This window comes from Bacillus sp. UMB0728, assembly GCF_002858875.1.
Classification (GTDB): Bacteria; Bacillota; Bacilli; order Bacillales; family Cytobacillaceae; genus Bacillus_AB; species Bacillus_AB infantis.
On record NZ_PKLA01000004.1, the window covers coordinates 77,260 to 98,432 of the forward strand.

Sequence of the window (21,173 nt, forward strand, 5' to 3'; positions counted from 1 at the left end):
GCTGTTAAGCTTGTCCCCTTATTAGTCTGCTTACAGTTTTTCTGCAACCCTCAGCTTTGCCGACCGCGCCCTGTTATTTTCTTCCAGCTCTTCTTCTGATGGAAGTATAGGCTTCCTTGCAACAAGCTTAAGCACCGGCTTGAACTCGTCTGGAATGATCGGCAGGCCCGGAGGCAGCGGCGGAGTCTCGCTTGCTTTCTTGAAAGTCGCTTTGCATATCCTGTCCTCAAGCGAGTGGAAAGTTATGACACTGATCCGGCCGCCTGGCTTTAGAATATCAATCGCCTGCTCAAGCGACTTCTCAAAAACACCAAGCTCATCGTTGACAGCAATCCTGATTGCCTGGAAAACCCGCTTGGCAGGATGGCCGCCCTTCCTTCTTGCCGGTGCCGGTATGCCGTCTTTTATCAGTTCGACCAGCTGGGAGGTCGTCTCAATCGGTGCTTTCTCCCTGGCGGCTTCAATCTTTCTTGCTATTTGCTTTGAGAACTTTTCCTCGCCATACCGGAAGAAAATCCTGACAAGGTCCTCATACGGCCAATCATTCACCACTTCATAAGCGGACAGGCTTGCATCCTTATCCATCCGCATATCAAGCGGAGCATCATGATGATAGCTGAATCCCCGCTCAGGTGTATCAAGCTGCGGCGAAGATACGCCAAGATCATAGAGCACACCATCCACCTCAGTGACTCCGGCTTTTTCCAGCTCTTCCTTTAAATGAAGAAAATTGCTTTTTATTATAGTGATTTTGTCTCCATATTTGCTGAGCTTCTCTTGTGCATTTTCAATAGCTGTTTCATCCTGGTCAAAAGCATACAGCTTCCCCCGGCTTGACAGCTGTGTCAGAATCAGTTCACTGTGGCCGGCCCCGCCCATTGTACAATCGACATAGACGCCATCCGGCTTAATATCGAGACCGGCTACCGTTTCCTCCAGCAAAACTGTTTTATGATCAAACATCCTTGTCTTCCACCTTCCAATCGAATCATCGAGGAATTATTATACTAATAAAACATTCCCATTATATATCAAACCCAATCATATTTTCTGCAATTTCAGCAAAAGATTCCTCTGACTCTGCAAAAAAATCTTCCCACAGATGTTTGCTCCATATTTCGATTCGATTGGAAACGCCTACTATGACACATTCCTTTTCCAGCTTCGCATATTGCATGAGCGGGCTGGAAATGTTGATTCTTCCCTGCTTATCGAGTTCGCATTCAGATGCACCGGAAAAGAAAAAGCGGGTAAACGCTCGTGCATCCTTCTTGGTCAAGGGCAGCCCTTTCAGCTTTGTTTCAAGCTGCTTCCATTCAGAAAGCGGATAGCCAAACAAACATTGATCAAGCCCGCGTGTCAAAATGAACATTTCGCCCAAATTGTCACGGAATTTAGCAGGCACTATCAAACGGCCTTTTGTATCAACATTATGATGGTATTCGCCCATGAACATGCCCTAAACCCCACTTTCCAACTCAAATGTACCACATTCCCCCACTTTCCTCCACATGTTTTTAATATTCTCCTTGCATTCTGCAAATCCTTCTGGTAAATAATTATTTTTCTCCTTTTTATTTCCTGATGGAAAATTCTTTCCTGGATGCAGGCGCTGCTCTCAATGCGAAAAAATTCCCAGCCATATTGACAAGGGATGGGGAAACAAATTTCCATTTCAAAAAAACTCATAAAAAAAAAGAGGTTTGGAATGTTTCCATCCCAAACCTCTTTACAGGCATGCAGGTCAGTGGCCGTCCTTCTTTTTAGAGCTTTACCAGTTTATGCTTTCCATCAAACTCAAATGGAAGCTCCATTATATCGTCTATAAGGGTAAGACCATGCAAATTCAGATAATATAGGATATTCCAGATCCGTTCCTGAGGCGACCCCGATGGCCTTAAGGCAGCTTCAATCCGCCTGTATTTAGAAAGAATGGCTGAATGCCTGTTTTTCAAGCTTTCTTCAGTCTTCGCCTCCATGAAATCCAGCTGCTTTAGAAGAAAAGATTCATTTTTTTCAAGCAGGGGCAGCATTCCCCTGTCAGTTTCCCGAAGACGGCTTTCAATCATCTTATACTGGCTGATCAGCTGCTTTTTCGTTTCTCCGAAAAGGCTTGAAAGCGCCTGGTCCTTTACTCCATCCACAAAAGCTTCCTGCTCTTTGCCTGTTCCATTTTCCAAAACCGCTGCCATTTCCAGGTCCAGATCCTGGATGTCCGAAGCAACAGGCCTTTCCAGCAATGTGATATTCAGCCTTGGCACAATCGGAGGCATCTCCATGCCGAGATGTTCAAATGCCTGTTTGAGCTCTGCCCAATAGGCAATTTCCCCCGGGCCGGCAATAAAAGCAAGGACCGGGAAAAGCCGTTCCTGCGTAATTGGCCTTGTCACCACATTATTGCTTAGCTTTTCAGGCGATCCCTTGGCAATCAGCGACAGTTCATCAAGAGAAAACTGAATAGCTCCGTTTTTGCCTTCGAATACGCTGAGTTCCTCATTATATTCCAGAAGGACCCTTTCAGAATTGAGTTCATCATAGAAGAAAAGGTTTGCTGCATTATCTCCTATTTCGATCGCCGGCTTAAAACCGGCCGCCTCCACTTCCCTCTGCTGCTGTTTGACAGCTTTGGTGATGGAGGAAAACTGGCTCAGCTGTTCAGAGAAAATGTTTTTTTCAAGCTTTCTCAGGCGGCTGTCGCCTGAATCGGCAAGCAAAATGCCATATTCCTTAAACAGCTCCATAATCATATATGAAAAAAAGTCCACAAAGGTTTCTGACTCGTCGGCAGCCCGCTGGACAAACTGAAGCAGATCTTTTGTATGCTCTGTTTCTCCATAGCCTTCAATCAGGCTTTCAGCCCAGCGGAAACACAGGGCTCGATCCAGCTCGATCATAGATACCATTTTCTTCTCCAGTATCTTATGCGGATACACAGCTTTTTCAATCCGCCCGCTGTTCTCCGCAAAGATATGATTGACCTCATGATAATCATGATCCTCCCCGGCTATCCAGAACACCGGTACAACGGGAACTCCGAGTTCGGCTTCCTTCTGCTTTGCAAGAACAATTATAGAAATTACTTTATGTATAGTATATAAAGGCCCAGTCAATATTCCTGCTTGCTGTCCGCCGATGATGACCACACTGTCCTCCGAGCGAAGCTTATCTAATGAAATGCCGGTTTTGTCCGAAGAAGGAAATCTGGACATATATTGCCCGATATAATCGGCAAGCTCTTCTCTGTAAAACTTCCGTCCCTTCAGCTCGTTCAAACGCCTTTGATATTCGCTGGCATCATGATAGCGGTAATGGAAAAAACGCTCCACCTCAGGCTCATGAGACGTATAATCTGTCGCAAACCGGCTGGATGCCGGCAGTGAGAGATTTAAAATCTCCATCTAAGTACTTCCTTTCTGGTCAACAATTTTCACTCCTATCTGAGTATATCATTGTCAGAATTGAAAAGAAAAAAACTTTGCCTGAGAAACATGCCCCAAAAATGACTATCGGAGCATTGCCTGCTTACGGAATAGACAGATAGCCGGAGACACTTTGAAAGACACCGAAGATCAAAAGGACAATATAGGCAGAGAAAAACAAAAGAAAATTGAATCGCCAGAACCCCTTGAAAATCATCTGGATATTAATTTCATGTTTAACTTTCCAATGGATGACTGTGAATATGACTGCAGCAAACAGCATGAACAGCACTATAATCCATAAATAAGACCGTTCCCAAATAGCCAGGATCAAAAAATGAACAGAAAGAATAAGAAGAAATGTACTAGAGTCGAGTGCAATGCGGACTGACTTTTTGTGGCTTCCTGTAATTTGCTTGCTGATGACGAATACAATCAGGTAGCCTAGCAGCGGTACTGTTACAAGTGTTGCGGCAACTGCCGAAAAGAATGATGACATGATGGATCCCCCCTAGTTTCCAGGCTCCTTCCCCTTGATGCACGAATAAAATGCATGAACAAGGGGAGCGTGTTTATTTTTTTTATCCGCTTCTCCCAGAATATATCCGAGAATGGCATCAGCTTCTGTTTGCCTCTGGTTTTGCAGGTCTTTTAACATAGATGAAGTGTTTGATGAAGTTTTCCTGCAGACTGAAACCAAAGCATCAAAAGCTTCTTCAGGATCGGACAGCTCCAGCACAGCGGCAATCTCCGCAAAATATTTCTGCACTACTATGTAATAAAAGGGATTTTCAATCAATTCTCCATTTTTCACTTGAAGAATGCCAGTCAACGGGTTGACTACAGCATTGATGACAAGCTTTTGAAGGAGCATTTCCTTGTAATCCTTGCGGACAGAAAAAGGAAAGTCCCCTGAAGTTTCCTCCAGGCATTCGGCCGCTTCTGTTCCTTCTCCTGAGAAAACCGCTATGTTCGTTCTTCCAGCACCTGTGTGCTGAACGGTCCTTGCATCATTTTTTAAAGCCCCATGCTCAACAGTTCCTACAAGGATGGCCCTGGCCCTGAGTTCGTGAAGCAGTGACAGATGGCCCATTCCATTCTGGAGAAATAAAAAAGAAGAGGATGGGGCCGTCTGATTATCATTTATGATAGAAATAAGGGGGTGGATATCATATTGCTTGACCGCAATAATGGAGAGCTCTTCTTCTCCCTTCCATTCATCAGTCAGCAGCACCTGTACAGAAGAAATATGTTCCCTGCCTTCCGCCAATAATGAAATCCCATATGAAGAGATAAGCTTTTTCTGCTCTTCAGAACGGACATACAGAGTGACGTCATGACCTTTCTGCAAGTAGGCTGCAAATAATAATCCAATGGCCCCCCCGCCAATGATTCCTATTTTCATAATAACTCCTCTATATTTTGTAACTTTTAGTAATATTCTATCAGATATAGCCAACTTCCTGTACTCCGCCTGGGACTTTTTCTTTTTTTTATAAAAAAAGCTGAAGTTATGGGATGAAATCAGGCAAGTGGCCAGTACGCGCAGAAGGTATTTAAAAGTAAATTAAAGGCATTTTGGCTTGATGAGTAGAGCGGAGCAGAACTACAGTGGTCAGAGGGCCTCAGTGGCTCTGACTAAGACCCTCTGTTTTCTTTTTTCTTGATCAGAGGGCCCCAGTGGCTCTGACTAAGACCCTCTGTTTTCTTTTTTCTTGGTCAGAGGGTCTCAGCAGCCTTGACTAAGACCCTCTGTTTTCTTTTTTTCTGGTTAGAGGGCCTTAGTGGCTCTGACTAAGACCCTCTGTTTTCTTTTTTCTTGATCAGAGGGCCTCAGTGGCTCTGACTAAGACCCTCTGTTTTCTTTTTCTTGATCAGAGGGCCCCAGTGGCTCTGACTAAAACCCTTTGTTTTCTTTTTTCTTGATCAGAGGGTCTTAGTGGCTCTGACTAAGACCATCTGTTTTCTTTTTTTCTGGTTAGAGGGTCTTAGTGGCTCTGACTAAAACCCTCTGTTTTTCTTTTTTCCTGGTCAGAGGGTCTCAGCAGCCTTGACTAGGATCCTCTGTCTTCTTTATCTACAAATAAAGGGTTCCAGCCTCTGGACCGGAACCCTCCTCTTTTCTATTATCCAGCAGCAAAGCCTAGCCCTGATGAGGCCTTTCTATCAAACCGGATAAACCGGATGCTTTCTCACGCTGAAATTCAGTTCTTTTGTTTCATAATAAGAGAATCTCTCGATCAGCTGATCGCGGAGATCAGAGGCAGCGACAATATCATCTACGATCAATTCTGAAGCAAGCCTGTAGATATCGATATGTTCTTTGTATTCCTGCTGCTTCTCCTGGACAAAGGCTATTTTCTCCTTTGGATCTTCTATTTCATTGATTTTATTGGAATATACGGCGTTGACGGCGGCTTCAGGGCCCATTACCGCAATCTGTGCGGTCGGCAGGGCAATGCAGCAGTCAGGTTCGAATGCAGGGCCCGCCATTGCGTATAATCCGGCCCCATATGCCTTCCGCACAATGACGGATATCTTCGGAACAGTTGCCGAGCTCATGGCTGCGATCAGCTTTGCGCCGTGGCGGATAATGCCGGCGCGCTCAACCTTTGTGCCAATCATGAAACCTGGGACATCTGCAAGGAACAGCAGCGGAATATGGAAGGCATCACAGAGCTGAATGAATTTTGCCGCTTTATCGGCTGAATCAACAAACAGCACACCGCCTTTAACCTTCGGCTGATTGGCAATGATACCGACAGCTCTCCCGCCTATCCGAGCCAGCCCGGTAACGATTTCAGGAGCAAACAGCTTCTTGATTTCAAAGAAACTGCCTTCGTCAATCAATGCATCAATGCATTCATACATATCAAAAGGCGCATTTTGGTTAACCGGAATGATGTCTTCCAGCTGACGGCCCTCTTTGGCTGCCATTCCCTCCAGCAGTTCCGTTTTCTTCAGAAAGTTTGGAGGGAAGTACGGCAAGTACCGTTTGGCATATTCGATCGCTTCTTCCTCACTGTATGCAAGCACGTCGCCGCAGCCGCTGACAGAACAATGCATACGTGCTCCGCCCATTTCTTCCAGCGTCACCTTTTCCCCAATGACCTTTTCAGCCATCCTTGGTGAACCCAGGTACATGGATGCGTTTTGATCCACCATGATGACGATATCACAAAAAGCCGGTATATAAGCCCCCCCTGCAGCTGATGGGCCGAACAGCAGGCAAATCTGCGGGATGACTCCCGACAGCTTGACCTGATTATAGAATATTCGGCCGGCACCTCGGCGGTTTGGAAACATTTCCAGCTGATCTGTAATCCTGGCGCCGGCAGAATCTACTAAATACAATAATGGAACCTTCAGCTTCTCGGCGGTTTCCTGGATCCGGATGATTTTTTCGACGGTCCTTGCCCCCCAGGATCCAGCCTTTACGGTTGAATCATTTGCCATGACACAGACTGTCTGTCCGCCCACTTTTCCAGTGGCGCAAACAACACCGTCAGCCGGGAGGCCTTCTTCCTTGCAATTGGCAAATTTGCCGTCTTCCATATACTCCCCGTCATCAAATAAAAGCTCGAGGCGCTTTCTGACAAACAGCTTATTTTGCGCCTTCAGCTTTTCATGATATTTAGGGGGCCCGCCGGCTTCTGCCGCTTCGGACCTTTCCCTTAATGTTTCGGTCAAAGTGTTGACTGCCTTCATGTTATGCCTCCTCTTTTTCTTTTGGCGGACTGCTATTCCAGTACGATCAGAACGTCTCCTTCATTGACAAAATCACCGGCCGAGACTTTTACCTCAGCTACTTTTCCGTCCATATGGCTTTCAACCGGGATTTCCATTTTCATGGACTCCAGCATAATGACTTCCTGGCCGGCCTTGACCTCGTCCCCAGGCCCTGCCATTGTGTTCAAAACTGTACCAGCCATTGATGATGTTATTTCTTTCATGTGATTTCCTCCTCTTAATGAACTGCAAATTTCTTTTCCGCCAAAAAGGCAGTTGTATAATTTCCTTTAATAAAATCTTCGTCATTCAATATCTGCTGAAATAAAGGAGCATTTGTTTTGATCCCCGTGATTTCCAAATGTGTAAAGAAATCAGATGCCCGCTGGATCGCTTCTGACCTCGAGCCCCCGAAAATGATGCACTTCGAAATCATTGGATCGTAAAAAGGTGTGACTGTGTTTTCAGCGAGATATCCGTTATCCATCCGGATCCCGTCCCCCGTTATCCAGTAAAAGCTATCAATTTTTCCCGGAGAAGGCATGAAACTTACAGGATCTTCTGCATAAAGCCTGAACTCGATTGCATGGCCGTTCCTTGCTATTTCATCCTGCAGCAATGGAAGCTTTTCGCCCCTTGCCACGAGGATCTGCCATTTTACAAGATCCAGGCCGGTGATCTGCTCGGTTACGGGATGCTCGACCTGGAGCCTTGTATTCATCTCCAGGAAATAGAAATTCTCTTCTTCATCTACAATGAATTCAACAGTTCCGGCATTCACATAGCCGACCGCTTCTCCTGCTCTGAGCGCTGTTTTCAGCATATTCTGCCTTGTCCCCTCAGATAAAAAAGGGGATGGCGACTCCTCAACCACTTTTTGGTGTCTTCTTTGGATGGAGCAGTCCCTTTCATACAGGTGCACAAGGTTTCCGAATGAATCCCCGAATATTTGGACCTCGATATGCCTGGCATTAGGAATATACTTTTCTACGAATACTTCATCTGAGCCAAAATAAGCTTTTGCCCGTGCTTTCGTTGATTCGTAGGACTTAGCGAGCGCTTGCTCATTTTCACAGCGGATCATTCCGATCCCTCCCCCGCCGCCGCTTGCCTTAAGCATGACAGGATAGCCCATTTCATCTGCAAGGCTTATAGCTTCTTCCAGCGTGGCGACACCTTCACTGCTTCCCGGAACGACCGCAACTCCCGCCTTTACCATAGTATCCCGGGAAACGATTTTATCTCCCATCAGCTCTATGGTCTCAGGGGAGGGTCCGATGAAGACGATTCCCGCATCAGCTGCAGCGCGGGCAAAAGCCGCGTTTTCTGACAAAAAGCCGTAGCCTGGGTGAATAGCATCGGCCCCTTCAGCTTTGGCAATCCGCAGTATTTCATCTGTTTTGAGATAAGATCTGCCAACCGGGGGCTCCCCTATCCGGAAAGCATGATCTGCTTCCTGGACATATGGCATTCCGCTATCTGCATCTGAGTAAACAGCAATCGTTTCAATTCCCATTTCACGGCATGTTCTAATAACGCGCGAGGCAATCTCCCCGCGGTTTGCAATCAGTATTTTTCGCACATTCAGTCCCCTTTCCTGGCTTAATCCCTGCAATAAAATATATTTCTACAAAGTTCTCCTTTTTCCCTTCTTTTTTTGAAAACGCTTTCTATATTATTTGAAAATAGCTAATAGCTCTCTTTCTTTTTGCCTGACAGCAGCATTCATTCCAGATATCTGCATGCTGCCATAAAATTCAACATCAATTACAACTTGATTATGCAGAATTATTTGTTATTTTGTTATATAATATTGGAAAGCGCCTTCAAATATTTGCTGTAACAGGCAGGTTTAATTTTCTATACTGCAGGGCAAAAAAATTCATATGATGTAATGTAACCAGTACGCAAGGGGGAAACATAATGGAATTTAAAGTAGAAAAATTAAAGGTGAACTATAAAACACTTGAGGAATTTAAAAGATTCAAAGAATATGGCCTGCAGGAATTATCCATGTTTGAAGATCTTGAAGCCAATATTATTGAGAACGACAGCGAGTCTCCTTTTTACGGGATCTATTTCGGGGATAAGCTGGTTGCCAGAATGAGTCTTTACCGGGAGGCTGCGAAGTTTGACCGGTATTTCAGCCCGCCGCAGGATTATCTTGAGCTCTGGAAGCTGGAAGTTCTTCCTGATTACCAGGGCAAAGGGTACGGAACTGCGCTTGTGAACTTTGCGAAAAGCTTCAGTCTTCCTATCAAAACCAATCCCCGCATCAAATCAAAGGAATTCTGGGAAAGGATGGGATTCACTTCCGTCTCGTATGACATAGAAAGGGATCTGGGAGAAAACCCATTGGTGTGGATTCCTGCCGGAGCCTCTGAACAGACGGTTGAAAGCAAATAACAGGGGCAGACAGCCAGAAAGCGGACATCAATTGTCCGCTTTTTAGTATGATCACTTTTGAAATACCTGCTGGCTGTTCTTTGTTTTCTGCTGGCGGTCTTCCTCTTTCAGCACCACCATCTTCCTTGCCCTTTCCATTATTTCCGTAAGCGCTTCATAGTCTCTTTCCATGACAGAAATCTCCTTCAGCAGCCTTTCGTTTTCTGCAGCCAGGTAATATACCTGATTTTCCAGTTTCTTGATCTGCTCTCCCGTCTCAGCCGCGGCTGGCTGATTGGCTTTGCGGTACAATGCTTCAATGTAACCCACTATAACCTCAACTTCAGGGATTTCTGCCCCGGTAGCGGCTTTTTCCGTTGAGGTACCATCCTCCGTTTTGGCGGATTCAGGTTCCTGCTTGCCAGTCTGGACTGCTTCCGGCTTTTTCTTCAATTCCTTCCGCTGTTTCTTAGCAAGCTCAATCCCTGATTTATATTGCTTCCTCACATAAGAATTCCATCTGAAACCGCAGGCCGCAGGGGTCCTTGAAAGCTGTTTTCCCACTTCCTCGAAGGCCTGCAGCTGTGTACCGCCTTCCCGGATATGGCGAAGCACCACTTCGGCAAGCAGCAGATCCTCATCCTGGGTCCAGGCATCCTGCCTTGTTGTCGACATCAGCTATCCCTCCTAGTCTTTTTAAAAGCATATGCTTCTGCTAGAAAAGATAGACTGATGCAAAATAAATTATAATGACTAAGAGCGATTTAGAAATTTGTCCACCTGCGCATGATACTCATCCTTTTCCCACAGAACTGAACAGTGGCGGACTTCGTCGTCAATTCTCTGCAGAATATGGCTGTTTTGCCACTTTTTAATCTGCAGCCTTTTGTAGCTTTCAAGCACATTCACATCCAGCTGGAGAATTTTTGACAAATAATCCCTGCAGCTTTCGAGCGCTTCCTTTTGGCTTATCCTATGAATGAATCCGAGCTCCAGCAGTTCAGAGCATCCATAAACCGATGCTTCCGCCAGCATTTTCAGCGCATTGGCTGGCAGGAGTTTCTCCATTAAAATAGAGCCGCCGCCCCAGCCGGTCGTAATTGCTAGCTTTCCCTGGATGAATCCAGCCTTTGCACCCGGAGCTGCTATACGGAAATCGCATGCAGATGCAATCTCACAGCCTCCTCCAACCGCCGCCCCATTTAAAAAAGCCACTGTCGGTTTTGGCAGGAACAGCAGGTCTTTCAGGATTGCCGCCATCCCTGACAGCATTCCAAAAGCCTCATCCTCTGTCTTCAGGCTGTGGAAGAGCCCCAAATCTCCGCCTGAACAAAAAGCATGGCCTCCGGCTCCGGTTATCATAAGTGCCTTAACCTCTTTCCTGCCCGCCAGATTGACTGCCTCCCTCAGCCCTTCCATTACTTCATAGTTGATTGCATTCCGGACTTCCGGCCTGTTGATCGTGAATTGAAGCAGCCCATCTTCATGCTGTTCTATTGAATACGGCATCATCATCTTCCTTCACTTTTCTTCCATTATAGGAAGAAGTCCGGCTAAATAGCAATAAAATCACAGAACAGCCCAGCTTCACCCGGAAAATGCCAAAATTAAAAGCACAGGGATATAATCCCTGTGCTTTTAATAGTGAAAATTAGTCGTTAACAACTTCTTTTCCTTTGTATGTTCCGCAAGCCTTGCACACGCGGTGAGCAAGTTTCATCTCACCACAGTTTGGGCATTCTACCATACCAGGCACTTGCAGTTTGAAATGAGTGCGACGTTTTCTTTTCGCAGTTTTAGAAGTTCTTCTAAAAGGTACAGCCATTCTTCCCACCTCCTTAAAGAGTATTAAGAAAGTTATGAAGGCCAGGTATTCGCTGGATTCTTCAAATGCTTCTTGTAGTAGTTCATAAGTCCGGAAATATTCCGGGGATCATAATCCAGTCTCCTGCTATTCGCCGGAGGGATCATTTTGATCAAAGAAATTCGCAAGCCCAGCAAGACGGGGGTCGACTTTCTTTTGAAGGTCTTCCTCCTGGATGACTTCCCAGTCCTTGCCGGATTGGGGGGCCCCCTCTTCACCGCTGTCCTCGCAAAAAACCTGCATAGGGACTTCAAGCAAAAGGATTTCTTCAATGATCGGCTGAAGATCAATGACATCGCCTTTCACCTGATGGGTTTCCTCTTCGGTTTCATAATCCAAACCTTTTAAGAGGAATGTTTCAGTTGTTTCAACATTAATTGGATAATGCACATCAACTAACGTACGAGAACAAGGCAGCACCAGATGACCTTTAATCGCTAAATGAAAAGTCACCTTGGACGAATCTATATCCGCCCGGCCAAATATATGAATCGGCGAAACTTCTCTGATCGTCGGGTCGGTCTCCCTGATCCCGCTCACATCCACTGTCTCATCGATCGGATAATCCTTGCTTCGATATTTCTGTAATTGACTTATTGTCCATTTCATACGAATCACCCCAAGGCAACAAAAGTAATTATAGCTTTCATATAATTATTTGTCAATATTTTTTCTTTACACTATAATTTAAGCTAGTTAAACTCAGAATCGGCTTATTTTCCGGGCTTTTTCCTCTTGAAGGAGTAGCCTCATCTACCATTATAGCTTCTGTCACTATAACATAGGTTTATCACAAGCAGCCGATATTAAACCATTATAAGGGGAATGTTCTTATGAAAGCAGTTGGTGTGATCGTTGAGTATAATCCTTTCCATAACGGGCATTTATATCATCTGAAAAAATCGAGGCAAGCAGCAGGCGCAGATATTGCCATAGCTGTCATGAGCGGAAATTTCCTCCAAAGAGGGGAACCAGCGCTCCTCTCTAAATGGGCACGGGCTGAAATGGCGTTAAAAGCCGGCGCCGACCTCGTTTTTGAGCTTCCCTATAAGTTCGCTGTTCAAAATGCCGAAACTTTTGCAGACGGTGCAGTTTCCATTCTTGCTGCTGCAGGATGCAGCTCCCTCTGCTTTGGGAGCGAATCAGGAGACATCGAAACATTCAACGCTGCCGTCCATCTGCTCGATGAGCATAATGAAGCCTACCAGGAAAGGATCAAGCACCATATAGGAGACGGAAACAGCTACCCTAAAGCATTGTCACTTGCTTTCAAAGATCTCGGGCTGGACGAAGCCGGGCTGGACCTGTCCAAGCCGAACAATATTCTCGGCTATCAGTACGCCAAGTCGGTCTATTCCCGCCATAAGGAATTGGAGCTCCTGACTGTGGAAAGAAAAAGTGCAGGCTATCATGACGAACATTTCTCATCAGAGACCATTGCGAGCGCAACAAGCATCAGGAAAGCTTTGTTTTCAGACGGGCTTGAACTGACCGATATCAAATCATATGTTCCTGTAACAACGCTTGACATCATGGAAGATTATAAAAAAACATTCGGTGCCTTCCACCAGTGGGAAATGTACTGGCCCTTCCTCAAGTACCGGCTGCTCCAGATGTCCGCTCCTGAACTAAAAGAAATTTACGAAATGGAAGAAGGCCTTGAAAACAGAATCATGCATTCGGCCATAAAGGCAGGAACCTTCCATGAGTTTATGGAATCCATAAAAACGAAGCGATATACCTGGACAAGGCTGCAGCGGGCTTGTGTCCATATACTGACCAACACGAAAAAAGAAGAAATGCTGCCGCAGCCTAAGTCAGCATCCTATCTCCGGCTGCTCGGGATGAGTGAAGAAGGGCGGATATATTTAAACAGGCAAAAAGGAAGCCTCGGCCTGCCTCTCATCTCCAAGCTGTCTTCCAGCCCGGAAGAAGCTCTGCGGCAGGATATACGTGCAGCCAGGATCTATGCTTCAGCCCTCCCACATCCGCAGCGCCAGAAACTGCTGGAAATGGAATACACTCAGCCGCCAATCTATCTGAAAGGCAGCAGGGCCTGACAAAAAAGGAGCAGGCAGGGATTGATCCTGCCTGCTTAGTTATTTTGGTTCCAAACCTTCCAAATAATCTACCGCTTCCTCAAATGTGTTGATCGGAATGATTTTCATATCTGTCCCGATCTCCTCGGCAGTTTTTGCTGCTTCGCTGTAGTTCGACCCGGCTGCGCCATTTTCATTCGGCGCCAGAAAGATTTCTGCGCCAGCTTTGTCGGCCGCTACAATTTTCTGCTCAATCCCGCCAATCCTTCCGACTGTTCCATCGGCAGAAATGGTTCCTGTTCCTGCAATCTGATAACCTCTTGTCAAATCTTCCTTAGTCAGCTGATTGTAGATTTCCAGTGAAAACATCAATCCAGCGGACGGACCGCCTATTTCCTCTGTATTGAGGCTGACTTCCGGCTCGACTTTAATCTCCTTGTCATCGACAAGCGATATGCCGATCCCGACTTTATCAGGATCATCCTTGAAAGCTTTCAGGGAAACCTCTGCTTCTTTGCTCTCCCCGCCTCTTTTATAGGCAAGTGTAATGGTGTCTCCCTCTTTTTGTTTGCTGACATAAGAAATGAATTCTTCAGACGACTTGAATTTCTGATGGTCGACTTGTGTTATCATATCGCCGGCCTTCAGCACTCCGTCAGCAGGCATATCAGGCAGGACATTCATCACATAGACCCCTCTGTACTCATAATCCACCGGCAGGCCAGCCTTTTTATAGGCAACCTCAATGGCTGCTGTTTTTGATGTGTCCATCAGATGCAGCTGGCGGACATTGTATTCTTCATCAGTTTCATCTTCGCGCCTTATTTCCTCGACAGGATAGATTTCCTGGAACTTGCTCACCTTTGCAGTCAGATAGGAGTAAATATTGGCCCTGCCCATCCTGACGGTTGTAAGCATGAAGTCCCCTGCCTCATCATATCCGCCTTCCACTTCAATTATCGGTTCCAGCTGCTTGGCCATGCCTGGTTTTGTTACATAGTAAGGCAGATAATAGAAAAAACCTGCCAGCAAAATCACTGCAGCGATAAAGAAGGAACGGAGGAAGATTTTATTTCTCTTCATCGTCTTCTTGCCCCTTCCAATTTTGAATAGCTTCCTTTATTCTGGGAACTTGCTTTCTTGCTTCCTCTTCCCCAATCCTGATGATATCTTCAATATTGGTGAAAGCCCTTGAGCTGTACATTTCCACATGCGGTCTGATCATGATATCAGAGGCGATCTCCCGGTTCGAAACGAGCTCCATCTGCATAATATCCAGGCTTTGCATGATCACATCGAATATCGATGTGATGTCAGAGCTGGTCTTCACTCTTGACACATCGACAGCTATGATCAGGTCCGCTCCCATTTCTTCGACAACTGACACCGGCACCCTGTCAATGACTCCCCCATCGACCAGGAGCCGGTCTTCCAGTTTTTCCGGAGTGAAAATCCCGGGTATTGATATGCTTGCCCTGACGGCATCAGCAATCGGCCCTTTGCTGAAAACAACTTTTTCCCCTGCCTTAAGATCAGTTGCAACCACTCTGACAGGGATATCAAGATCTTCCAGGTTCTTGCCATGGGTAAACAATCGAATAAGTTCCTTCACCTTCTTGCCAGCCAGAAACCCCATCTTCGGCACTGTAAAATCAAGATAGTACTTTCTTTTGAAAGCACCTGCCAGCTTATAGAGCCTGTCAATGTCCAGTCCTGCTCCATAAAAGCAGCCTACAAGCGCTCCCATGCTGCTCCCGGCAATCACATCGACGTTAATTCCTTCCTCTTTCAGCACTTTGATGACGCCAAGATGGGCGAACCCCCTGGCTCCCCCTGATCCCAGCGCCAATCCAATCACGGGCTGCCTCATCAGCATCCCCCCTTTTATATATGACTCATGGCGGGCGATAGTCAAGAATTTGCTTACCTCCGCATCAAACACAATAAAGCCTGGTTTAATCTTATGGTCTATTTTATCTTTCTATGAGTATATTGGGATATATGGGGACAAGGCGTGCCCGGCTGAAGCCGATTGGGCAAAGCAAATGGAAAACCCTGTATATTGGCTGAAAAATCTACTGCGCCTCAGGAGGGACGGTTTGCCGCTCCAGACCCGGCCCGCTGATTATAAATACAGTTTATCACTGTTCTGCATGAGCTGCACAGTTTGTTTACCTGATAAGGGAGGATTTGCCGGTGTTGCGTTCCAAACTAAAAACACTCATATTAGCTTCATCCGTTACATTAATGGCTGTATCGCTCATATCCTTTCCACAAGAATCAGTCGACGCGTCGATTAGAGGCCTCAATATGTGGTGGGAAATTGTCTTTCCTTCTCTCCTCCCCTTTTTCATAGTATCTGAGATGCTGATTGGATTCGGGGTGGTCAAATTCCTCGGCGTTTTGCTGGAGCCGCTCATGCGGCCGCTTTTCCGCGTTCCGGGCGTCGGAGGTTTTGTCTGGGCGATGGGGATGGCTTCAGGCTATCCTGCCGGGGCAAAACTTACTGCCAGGCTGCGCCAGGAAGATCAGCTGACTAAAACAGAAGCTGAAAGGCTCGTTTCTTTTACAAACTCATCCAACCCCCTGTTTATTTTTGGAGCAGTCTCTGTCGGTTTTTTCAACAATGCAAAAATCGGCATCATACTGGCTCTGGCCCACTATCTTGGAAATATTACTGTCGGCCTGATCATGCGATTTTATGGAAGAAAAGAAGAGATGACCCGCTCAAAGCCAAAAAGGAAAAATTCTCTCAGGGCTGCGTTTTCTGCTCTCCATCAGACACGAATCAATGACAACAGGCCCATCGGTAAATTGCTCGGCGACGCTGTTATGTCATCAGTCCAGACGCTGCTTATGATCGGGGGCTTCATCATCTTATTTTCGGTTATCAATAAATTGCTCTTCCATCTGCATATCACAGCTTTTGCAGCCGAATTCATAGCAGTCGCCTTCAGCAGCATCAGTCTTCCTTCCGAGCTCAGCATCCCATTTATATCAGGTCTGTTTGAAATAACACTGGGAAGCCAGATGACGAGCCAGATTCAGCAGGCCACCCTGATGCAGCAGGTGATCGTAACAAGTCTTGTACTGGGATTCTCAGGGTTTAGTGTACAGGCTCAGGTGGCCAGCATTCTGGCCCAGACAGATATCGGCTTTAAGCCTTTCTTTGCTGCAAGAATCATCCATGGAATTGCTGCGGCTATGTTCGCCTTTCTTCTTTGGGGGCCAGTCTATGAGAGGTTCTATCATACAGATGCCCCTTCCAATGCTTTGCCTGTTGGGCTATTTGGCGGAAATGCTTATTCACAGGCTGCAGCCTTCCTGGCAGAGCATGGACCGCTGATAACACTCGCAGCTTTGCTTGTCTATATTTTCCTGCTGGGCAGGCAAATTTATGCAGGAGATGCACAAAAAAAATAACCGGCACACGCCGGTTATTTTTACTGCTGAAGACTGAATTTCCCGCTGAGCGCTTTTTGGACAGCCTCTGGCACAAGCTCGGAAATATCTCCGCCGTATTTAGCCACTTCTTTGACGATGCTGGAGCTTAGAAAAGAAAATTGGTTGTTTGTCATCATGAAAAACGTTTCTATTTCCTCATTCAAGACCCGGTTCATTGATGTAATCTGCATCTCATACTCAAAATCTGAAACCGCCCTGAGGCCCCTGATGATTGCACTTGCCCCGACCCCTTTTGCATAGTCAACAAGCAGTCCCTGGAAAGAGTCCACTTTCACATTGGGGAATTCCCTCGTCACCTCACTGATCAGGCTGATGCGCTCATCAACAGAAAAAAGCGGATTTTTGGATGAGTTATTAAGCAGGACCACATGAATCTGGTCAAAAACCTTCGAGGCCCTTTTAATGATATCCAGGTGGCCATATGTAATGGGATCAAAGCTGCCCGGACAAACTGCAATGCTTGCCATTGTCATCCTCCTTCATTACCGTTGCTGTATGTAAAAATTGAAACTGCTATTATTCCATATGTCTCGCTTTTAGTTTTTACAAAATTCCCTGTCTCACCCGGCAGCTCTATATCTGAAGCATGTTCACAAACGATAACTCCCTCTTCTTTCAGGAGGGAATGCCGGCCGATCAATTCCATCAGCTTCAACAGCTGCTGTTTTTTATAAGGAGGGTCCAGGAAGATATAGTCAAAGGAAATTTCCCTTTTAACAATCGCTTTCAATGCCCTTTCAGAATCGTTCCGGTAAACCTCCGCCTTTTCTTCTAGGCCGCAGGCTTCCAGGTTTTCATGGACCGTCTTGATTGCCTTTCCTTCCCGGTCAACGAAAATCACGCTTTCCAGCCCCCGGCTTAAAGCTTCAATTCCGAGGCCTCCGCTGCCGGCAAAAAGGTCGAGTCCGGTTCCGCCATCAAAATACGGCCCAATCATGTTAAAAATAGCTTCTTTAACCTTATCGGTGGTTGGCCTTGTTGTATTTCCGGGCACTGCTTTTAAAGAAATGCCTTTACATTCACCTGACACCACTCTCATCATTCATCACCACAATCATTTGACATTTTCCCTTATTTTCTTATTTATCCTAACACAATTCGCCCCATGCCGCCAACAGGCTATTTGAAAGCGGATTCATTAGAAAAGCGGAAGCGCCTTGCTCACTTAAGGAACGCAGACTAAGAACGCCACGTCCTGTGGCAACGTCTGCATGACCCCATCCTGGGGGCCTTAAGACAAGACACCCGAAAAGGCGTTCTTTGCCTTTTTGGGGGGCTTGGCTTATGACTCGAGGGGCAGGCGCTGGATTAGTAAATTTCCTTAACTGCAAAAAATGTTCCCAAAAGGTGTATAACCGTGTTCTTTATGGAAATAATGTAAGTAACAACATCTATTCGAGGGTGTTGTTGCCAACCGCGGAGAAGACTTACGTTTCCCCATAAGTTCTTCCTCCGGTTTCTCCTCTCCCTTTGCCTTCTGTCCCTATGGGATATAGAAGGGCCCTGCAGGAATGCAGGGTTTTTTTCTGTTTCTGCCAAAAGAATGGCGGGAGTGCTGGAAAGTTTGAAATTAGATAGTTATCGGTACATTCTTTTCTTTTAACAGACGAACAAATGAAAAAAACTGGCATCGCCAGCTTTTCTTATTTGCCTTTTTCGATAGAAATCCTGTGTTCATCTTCGGCAACTTTAATTTTAAATAGTGCTTCCAGCCAGTGACTGTCCATAAAAAGCTCTGATCCTACTGTTACCAGCGGATTCTCCAGGAGCCCGTAGTCCTCTTCATTGTATATGAAAATGTTTTTGTCCAGATAGAAACGGTAGCTATTATTGCCTGCCCCCTGAAGGAAAATTTCTTTAGCAGAAACTTTTTCCGCTTTGAATCCAAGCAGCCCTGCAGTTTTAATAAATGGAAAATATGTTTTTCCATCCAGGCCGATTGCCTCCAAATCTGACTCTGTCCCATTGACATCTATATTCCGCTCATCGGCAAAATAAAAAGGAATATAAGGAGCTTTCTCATCTTTGTTCAAGGTGAAATAGCTTGTATCCTTTCCAAGCTCACTTACAAGGAAACGATCCAGCTGTTCCGCATTAAGAGAATCCGAGTTTTTAACGTAAGAGTAAAATCGTTCCATTCCTTCTTCACCCATGACCTCCTTCAGCCCTGCCAGAAGACTTTTTGCCTTTTCAGAGCCAGGCTCCTGTGAGAGTGCTGCCGAAGTTGCTAAATCCAGCAGCCAGGTTTCACCAGGAGGTGTCCCGCTGAATTTCTCTTTTAGAGCTTGAGACAGAATTTTAGCCATCAGCTCATTTGGATCAGTTCCGGGATTGATGATCATTAGTCCGCTGCCGGCAGCTTCTTTATAGGAACTGGTTTGTATTAAAGTTAAGAACGGAAGATCTGCCATTTTCTCCGCCGATTCCGGAGCTATGGCAAGTCCGTTTTCTTTTTCCGCAGCTAAAAAGATGATATTATCGCCTGCCTCAAAAGTGTTCAGCTTTTCAGCCTGCCAGAAGACTGCCGGTGCGTCTCCTTCCCGTTCAAACACATAATAATCGATCAGCTCTCCCTGCTTGTACCCTTCCGGGCGGCCGCCGGCAGACCAGGTTCCGGACCTTCTGGAGGAATCTACAATGACGGTGAGTGTATCATCTATGTGAACATCAGGAATCATGGTCGTCCAATCAGTCAGCAGGAACGCGGCTGGAGAAGCGCCCACAGGGATTATATATTCGAAGGTGAGGCTGCCGTCTTCAGAAATGAATGTGGACGGATCCTCATCAGAAGAGCTGCATCCCTTCCCTTCTATGCCGGGACATTCCCATCTGAACTGCTTTTCTGTGTTGACAGTTCTGTATTCTTTGCCTTTCGACAGGCCTTTTATAGTCTGTGTAACGAATAATTGATCTTGTGTTGTTTCTATTGTCAGCTCCTGTTGGGCTGACTCCAGCACCTTAGAAGGCTCTGACTGTTTGGAGTAGGCATTCCACTGAAAGAACAGCATTGCGCCGATTACAGTCCCTAATGCCAAAAAACTGAGAAACAATCCTTTCCACATGCCGATTCCCCTTCGAAAAATAATTCTTTATTCATACAATAGCAAATGAACCTGACCAGGACTATCCTTTTTTTTACGATTTCATGAAACTTTTATCCTGATTCGTGATTTGAGTTTTTTTCGTTCTTTCTATAATTTTCCGCCAGAGGACCCGTTTCCAGATTAGAGTGCAGGCTTCTCAAACACTCTGCTTAGTGATAAAGTATCAGGAGATTCATTAAATTTTTTCATATTAACCAGGAGGAATCTATGTGATCCAGCGTTTTATTGAATTGGGAGAAGGCTATTCCGATATATATGAATTACTTGAAATTGTCCGTTCTAACAAACATCGGCTGCAGCATTTGATAGCATTTCAATCCGCTTATGAAGGGAAAGAGATGACATCGGTCGCCGCGGTGCTCAGGCCTGCCGAGACAGGGAAATTCCAGCCTCTGTATATTTGCCGGGAAGGTATCCCCCATCCTGACAAAGCTCCCAACGCCAGGTTTCAATTATTTAAGGATTTAGCTGATGATTGCGAAAAGGAAATGATCCGGCTGGAAGTCAAGCCTTCTGCACTCTTTGCAGAAAAAGAATTATTCTATCAGTACCTCATCGGCATTCTCAGATTGAACCATTATATTCAGCCGCTGCACTAAGAAATGCGGAAAAGCCTTGATCAGCCCCGACAAGCTTAAGACACTTCAGGATAGAAGGCGTTCTTAGCCTTCAATCCTGGAGGGGCTTAAGACTCGAGGGGCTAGGCTTTGGAGCTGGACAAATAGAAATGCGGAAAAGCCTTGATCAGACCCGACAAGCTTAAGGCACTTCAGGACAGAAGGCTCATCGCAGCAGAATTGAATTGTTTGTTCATCAGAAAAAAGGCAGGGATTTCTCCCTGCCTTTTTAAATACCCATTTTATAATCGTATTCTTTCGCTTTATCCGGCTTCGAATTTTCGAATTCTGTCTTCAGGAACGGTTTATAGGAAGGCTCAGCCTTTTTTACGAATGAATAGGATGAAATTTTTTGGATCAATGCCTCAGTATCCTCTATATCGCAGTAAATGACCGCATACTTCAGCTTTTTGGAAACATAGTGGACATTTCCAAACCGTCTCAGCATTTTTGCCTGCTTAAGAGAATAAAGCCAAACAATGATTCCCTGTCGCTGACCTAGCATATAATTTTCCCCTTCAATTTGGCAGTTTTTTATAGTCTAGCAAACA

At 45.8% G+C, this 21,173-nt stretch carries 22 protein-coding genes; 4 read left to right on the plus strand and 18 right to left on the minus strand.

The features are described 5' to 3' along the window. Positions 1–30: 30 nt before the first annotated feature. The 8 genes from rsmH to CYJ37_RS16255 form a co-directional block, all read right to left on the minus strand. Positions 31–963 (minus strand): 16S rRNA (cytosine(1402)-N(4))-methyltransferase RsmH, encoded by a 933-nt coding sequence (gene rsmH / locus CYJ37_RS16215; RefSeq protein ID WP_009791172.1) that lies wholly within the window; start codon positions 961–963, stop codon positions 31–33. Between the two features lie 61 nt (positions 964–1,024). Beyond that, the gene (gene mraZ, locus CYJ37_RS16220) at positions 1,025–1,456 is read right to left on the minus strand and encodes a division/cell wall cluster transcriptional repressor MraZ (RefSeq protein WP_009791171.1); all 432 of its coding nucleotides are present in this window, start codon (positions 1,454–1,456) and stop codon (positions 1,025–1,027) included. A gap of 307 nt (positions 1,457–1,763) precedes the next feature. After that, complete coding sequence (gene bshC / locus CYJ37_RS16230; RefSeq protein ID WP_101550667.1) at positions 1,764–3,398, minus strand: bacillithiol biosynthesis cysteine-adding enzyme BshC; 1,635 nt, start codon at positions 3,396–3,398, stop codon at positions 1,764–1,766. Positions 3,399–3,522: 124 nt separating this feature from the next. Then, the gene (locus CYJ37_RS16235; protein WP_101550669.1) at positions 3,523–3,918 is read right to left on the minus strand and encodes a DUF3397 domain-containing protein; all 396 of its coding nucleotides are present in this window, start codon (positions 3,916–3,918) and stop codon (positions 3,523–3,525) included. 12 nt (positions 3,919–3,930) lie between these two features. Further along, positions 3,931–4,824 (minus strand): 2-dehydropantoate 2-reductase, encoded by an 894-nt coding sequence (locus tag CYJ37_RS16240; protein ID WP_101550671.1) that lies wholly within the window; start codon positions 4,822–4,824, stop codon positions 3,931–3,933. Between the two features lie 761 nt (positions 4,825–5,585). Further along, positions 5,586–7,127, minus strand: coding sequence for an acyl-CoA carboxylase subunit beta (locus CYJ37_RS16245; RefSeq protein ID WP_009791166.1), 1,542 nt, complete (start codon positions 7,125–7,127; stop codon positions 5,586–5,588). 32 nt (positions 7,128–7,159) lie between these two features. Further along, positions 7,160–7,372, minus strand: a complete 213-nt coding sequence (locus tag CYJ37_RS16250) for a biotin/lipoyl-containing protein (protein ID WP_009791165.1) — start codon at positions 7,370–7,372, stop codon at positions 7,160–7,162. 14 nt (positions 7,373–7,386) lie between these two features. Continuing rightward, positions 7,387–8,730 (minus strand): acetyl-CoA carboxylase biotin carboxylase subunit, encoded by a 1,344-nt coding sequence (locus CYJ37_RS16255; protein WP_101551133.1) that lies wholly within the window; start codon positions 8,728–8,730, stop codon positions 7,387–7,389. Positions 8,731–9,071: 341 nt separating this feature from the next. Between CYJ37_RS16255 and CYJ37_RS16260 the strand changes: the two genes are divergently transcribed. Then, the gene (locus tag CYJ37_RS16260; RefSeq protein ID WP_009791163.1) at positions 9,072–9,554 is read left to right on the plus strand and encodes an N-acetyltransferase; all 483 of its coding nucleotides are present in this window, start codon (positions 9,072–9,074) and stop codon (positions 9,552–9,554) included. A gap of 51 nt (positions 9,555–9,605) precedes the next feature. On the opposite strand, the gene CYJ37_RS16265 is transcribed toward CYJ37_RS16260, so the two are convergent. The 4 genes from CYJ37_RS16265 to CYJ37_RS16280 all read right to left on the minus strand — a co-directional run bounded on the left by CYJ37_RS16265 (position 9,606) and on the right by CYJ37_RS16280 (position 12,006). Next, positions 9,606–10,208 carry an RsfA family transcriptional regulator gene (locus CYJ37_RS16265; RefSeq protein ID WP_009791162.1) on the minus strand — a complete coding sequence of 201 codons (603 nt, stop codon included), beginning with the start codon at positions 10,206–10,208 and terminating at the stop codon, positions 9,606–9,608. A 78-nt stretch (positions 10,209–10,286) separates the two neighbouring features. Beyond that, positions 10,287–11,045, minus strand: coding sequence for an enoyl-CoA hydratase/isomerase family protein (locus CYJ37_RS16270; protein WP_101550673.1), 759 nt, complete (start codon positions 11,043–11,045; stop codon positions 10,287–10,289). Positions 11,046–11,184: 139 nt separating this feature from the next. Beyond that, positions 11,185–11,358 carry a 50S ribosomal protein L32 gene (gene rpmF / locus CYJ37_RS16275; protein ID WP_009791160.1) on the minus strand — a complete coding sequence of 58 codons (174 nt, stop codon included), beginning with the start codon at positions 11,356–11,358 and terminating at the stop codon, positions 11,185–11,187. A 126-nt stretch (positions 11,359–11,484) separates the two neighbouring features. Further along, positions 11,485–12,006 (minus strand): YceD family protein, encoded by a 522-nt coding sequence (locus CYJ37_RS16280; RefSeq protein ID WP_094769954.1) that lies wholly within the window; start codon positions 12,004–12,006, stop codon positions 11,485–11,487. Between the two features lie 224 nt (positions 12,007–12,230). Between CYJ37_RS16280 and CYJ37_RS16285 the strand changes: the two genes are divergently transcribed. After that, on the plus strand, positions 12,231–13,457 hold the full coding sequence (locus CYJ37_RS16285; RefSeq protein ID WP_101550675.1) for a nucleotidyltransferase: 1,227 nt from the start codon (positions 12,231–12,233) through the stop codon (positions 13,455–13,457). Between the two features lie 39 nt (positions 13,458–13,496). Here the strand turns inward: CYJ37_RS16285 and CYJ37_RS16290 are convergent, their stop codons facing one another. Further along, the gene (locus tag CYJ37_RS16290) at positions 13,497–14,519 is read right to left on the minus strand and encodes a SepM family pheromone-processing serine protease (RefSeq protein WP_101550677.1); all 1,023 of its coding nucleotides are present in this window, start codon (positions 14,517–14,519) and stop codon (positions 13,497–13,499) included. Next, positions 14,506–15,306, minus strand: a complete 801-nt coding sequence (locus CYJ37_RS16295) for a patatin-like phospholipase family protein (protein WP_022543690.1) — start codon at positions 15,304–15,306, stop codon at positions 14,506–14,508. The genes CYJ37_RS16290 and CYJ37_RS16295 overlap by 14 nt, the downstream gene beginning before the upstream one ends. 326 nt (positions 15,307–15,632) lie before the next feature. Here CYJ37_RS16295 and ylbJ point away from each other — a divergent pair, with 326 nt between their 5' ends. After that, positions 15,633–16,859, plus strand: a complete 1,227-nt coding sequence (gene ylbJ / locus CYJ37_RS16300; protein ID WP_035401061.1) for a sporulation integral membrane protein YlbJ — start codon at positions 15,633–15,635, stop codon at positions 16,857–16,859. Positions 16,860–16,879: 20 nt separating this feature from the next. On the opposite strand, the gene coaD is transcribed toward ylbJ, so the two are convergent. The 3 genes from coaD to CYJ37_RS16315 all read right to left on the minus strand — a co-directional run bounded on the left by coaD (position 16,880) and on the right by CYJ37_RS16315 (position 19,963). Then, positions 16,880–17,368, minus strand: coding sequence for a pantetheine-phosphate adenylyltransferase (gene coaD / locus CYJ37_RS16305; RefSeq protein WP_022543689.1), 489 nt, complete (start codon positions 17,366–17,368; stop codon positions 16,880–16,882). Between the two features lie 2 nt (positions 17,369–17,370). Next, positions 17,371–17,940, minus strand: a complete 570-nt coding sequence (gene rsmD / locus CYJ37_RS16310; RefSeq protein ID WP_101550679.1) for a 16S rRNA (guanine(966)-N(2))-methyltransferase RsmD — start codon at positions 17,938–17,940, stop codon at positions 17,371–17,373. Positions 17,941–18,544: 604 nt separating this feature from the next. Next, positions 18,545–19,963, minus strand: coding sequence for a hypothetical protein (locus tag CYJ37_RS16315; RefSeq protein ID WP_101550680.1), 1,419 nt, complete (start codon positions 19,961–19,963; stop codon positions 18,545–18,547). A 251-nt stretch (positions 19,964–20,214) separates the two neighbouring features. On the opposite strand from CYJ37_RS16315, the gene CYJ37_RS16320 reads away from it, so the two are divergent. Then, positions 20,215–20,604, plus strand: a complete 390-nt coding sequence (locus CYJ37_RS16320; protein WP_094769948.1) for a DUF7147 family protein — start codon at positions 20,215–20,217, stop codon at positions 20,602–20,604. Positions 20,605–20,851: 247 nt separating this feature from the next. Here the strand turns inward: CYJ37_RS16320 and CYJ37_RS16325 are convergent, their stop codons facing one another. Further along, positions 20,852–21,127, minus strand: a complete 276-nt coding sequence (locus CYJ37_RS16325; protein ID WP_009791147.1) for a YlbG family protein — start codon at positions 21,125–21,127, stop codon at positions 20,852–20,854. Positions 21,128–21,173 lie beyond the last annotated feature (46 nt).

Bases quoted from the DNA above. Each gene is read 5' to 3' on its own strand.
- rpmF (WP_009791160.1), bottom strand. From the start codon at position 11,358: ATGGCTGTACCTTTTAGAAGAACTTCTAAAACTGCGAAAAGAAAACGT.
- CYJ37_RS16260 (WP_009791163.1), top strand. From the start codon at position 9,072: ATGGAATTTAAAGTAGAAAAATTAAAGGTGAACTATAAAACACTTGAG.
- CYJ37_RS16280 (WP_094769954.1), bottom strand. From the start codon at position 12,006: ATGAAATGGACAATAAGTCAATTACAGAAATATCGAAGCAAGGATTAT.
- CYJ37_RS16325 (WP_009791147.1), bottom strand. From the start codon at position 21,127: ATGCTAGGTCAGCGACAGGGAATCATTGTTTGGCTTTATTCTCTTAAG.
- CYJ37_RS16250 (WP_009791165.1), bottom strand. From the start codon at position 7,372: ATGAAAGAAATAACATCATCAATGGCTGGTACAGTTTTGAACACAATG.
- CYJ37_RS16245 (WP_009791166.1), bottom strand. From the start codon at position 7,127: ATGAAGGCAGTCAACACTTTGACCGAAACATTAAGGGAAAGGTCCGAA.
- CYJ37_RS16265 (WP_009791162.1), bottom strand. From the start codon at position 10,208: ATGTCGACAACAAGGCAGGATGCCTGGACCCAGGATGAGGATCTGCTG.
- CYJ37_RS16240 (WP_101550671.1), bottom strand. From the start codon at position 4,824: ATGAAAATAGGAATCATTGGCGGGGGGGCCATTGGATTATTATTTGCA.
- CYJ37_RS16295 (WP_022543690.1), bottom strand. From the start codon at position 15,306: ATGAGGCAGCCCGTGATTGGATTGGCGCTGGGATCAGGGGGAGCCAGG.
- coaD (WP_022543689.1), bottom strand. From the start codon at position 17,368: ATGGCAAGCATTGCAGTTTGTCCGGGCAGCTTTGATCCCATTACATAT.
- bshC (WP_101550667.1), bottom strand. From the start codon at position 3,398: ATGGAGATTTTAAATCTCTCACTGCCGGCATCCAGCCGGTTTGCGACA.
- CYJ37_RS16270 (WP_101550673.1), bottom strand. From the start codon at position 11,045: ATGATGCCGTATTCAATAGAACAGCATGAAGATGGGCTGCTTCAATTC.
- mraZ (WP_009791171.1), bottom strand. From the start codon at position 1,456: ATGTTCATGGGCGAATACCATCATAATGTTGATACAAAAGGCCGTTTG.
- CYJ37_RS16285 (WP_101550675.1), top strand. From the start codon at position 12,231: ATGAAAGCAGTTGGTGTGATCGTTGAGTATAATCCTTTCCATAACGGG.
- CYJ37_RS16290 (WP_101550677.1), bottom strand. From the start codon at position 14,519: ATGAAGAGAAATAAAATCTTCCTCCGTTCCTTCTTTATCGCTGCAGTG.
- rsmH (WP_009791172.1), bottom strand. From the start codon at position 963: ATGTTTGATCATAAAACAGTTTTGCTGGAGGAAACGGTAGCCGGTCTC.
- CYJ37_RS16315 (WP_101550680.1), bottom strand. From the start codon at position 19,963: ATGTGGAAAGGATTGTTTCTCAGTTTTTTGGCATTAGGGACTGTAATC.
- CYJ37_RS16235 (WP_101550669.1), bottom strand. From the start codon at position 3,918: ATGTCATCATTCTTTTCGGCAGTTGCCGCAACACTTGTAACAGTACCG.
- rsmD (WP_101550679.1), bottom strand. From the start codon at position 17,940: ATGAGAGTGGTGTCAGGTGAATGTAAAGGCATTTCTTTAAAAGCAGTG.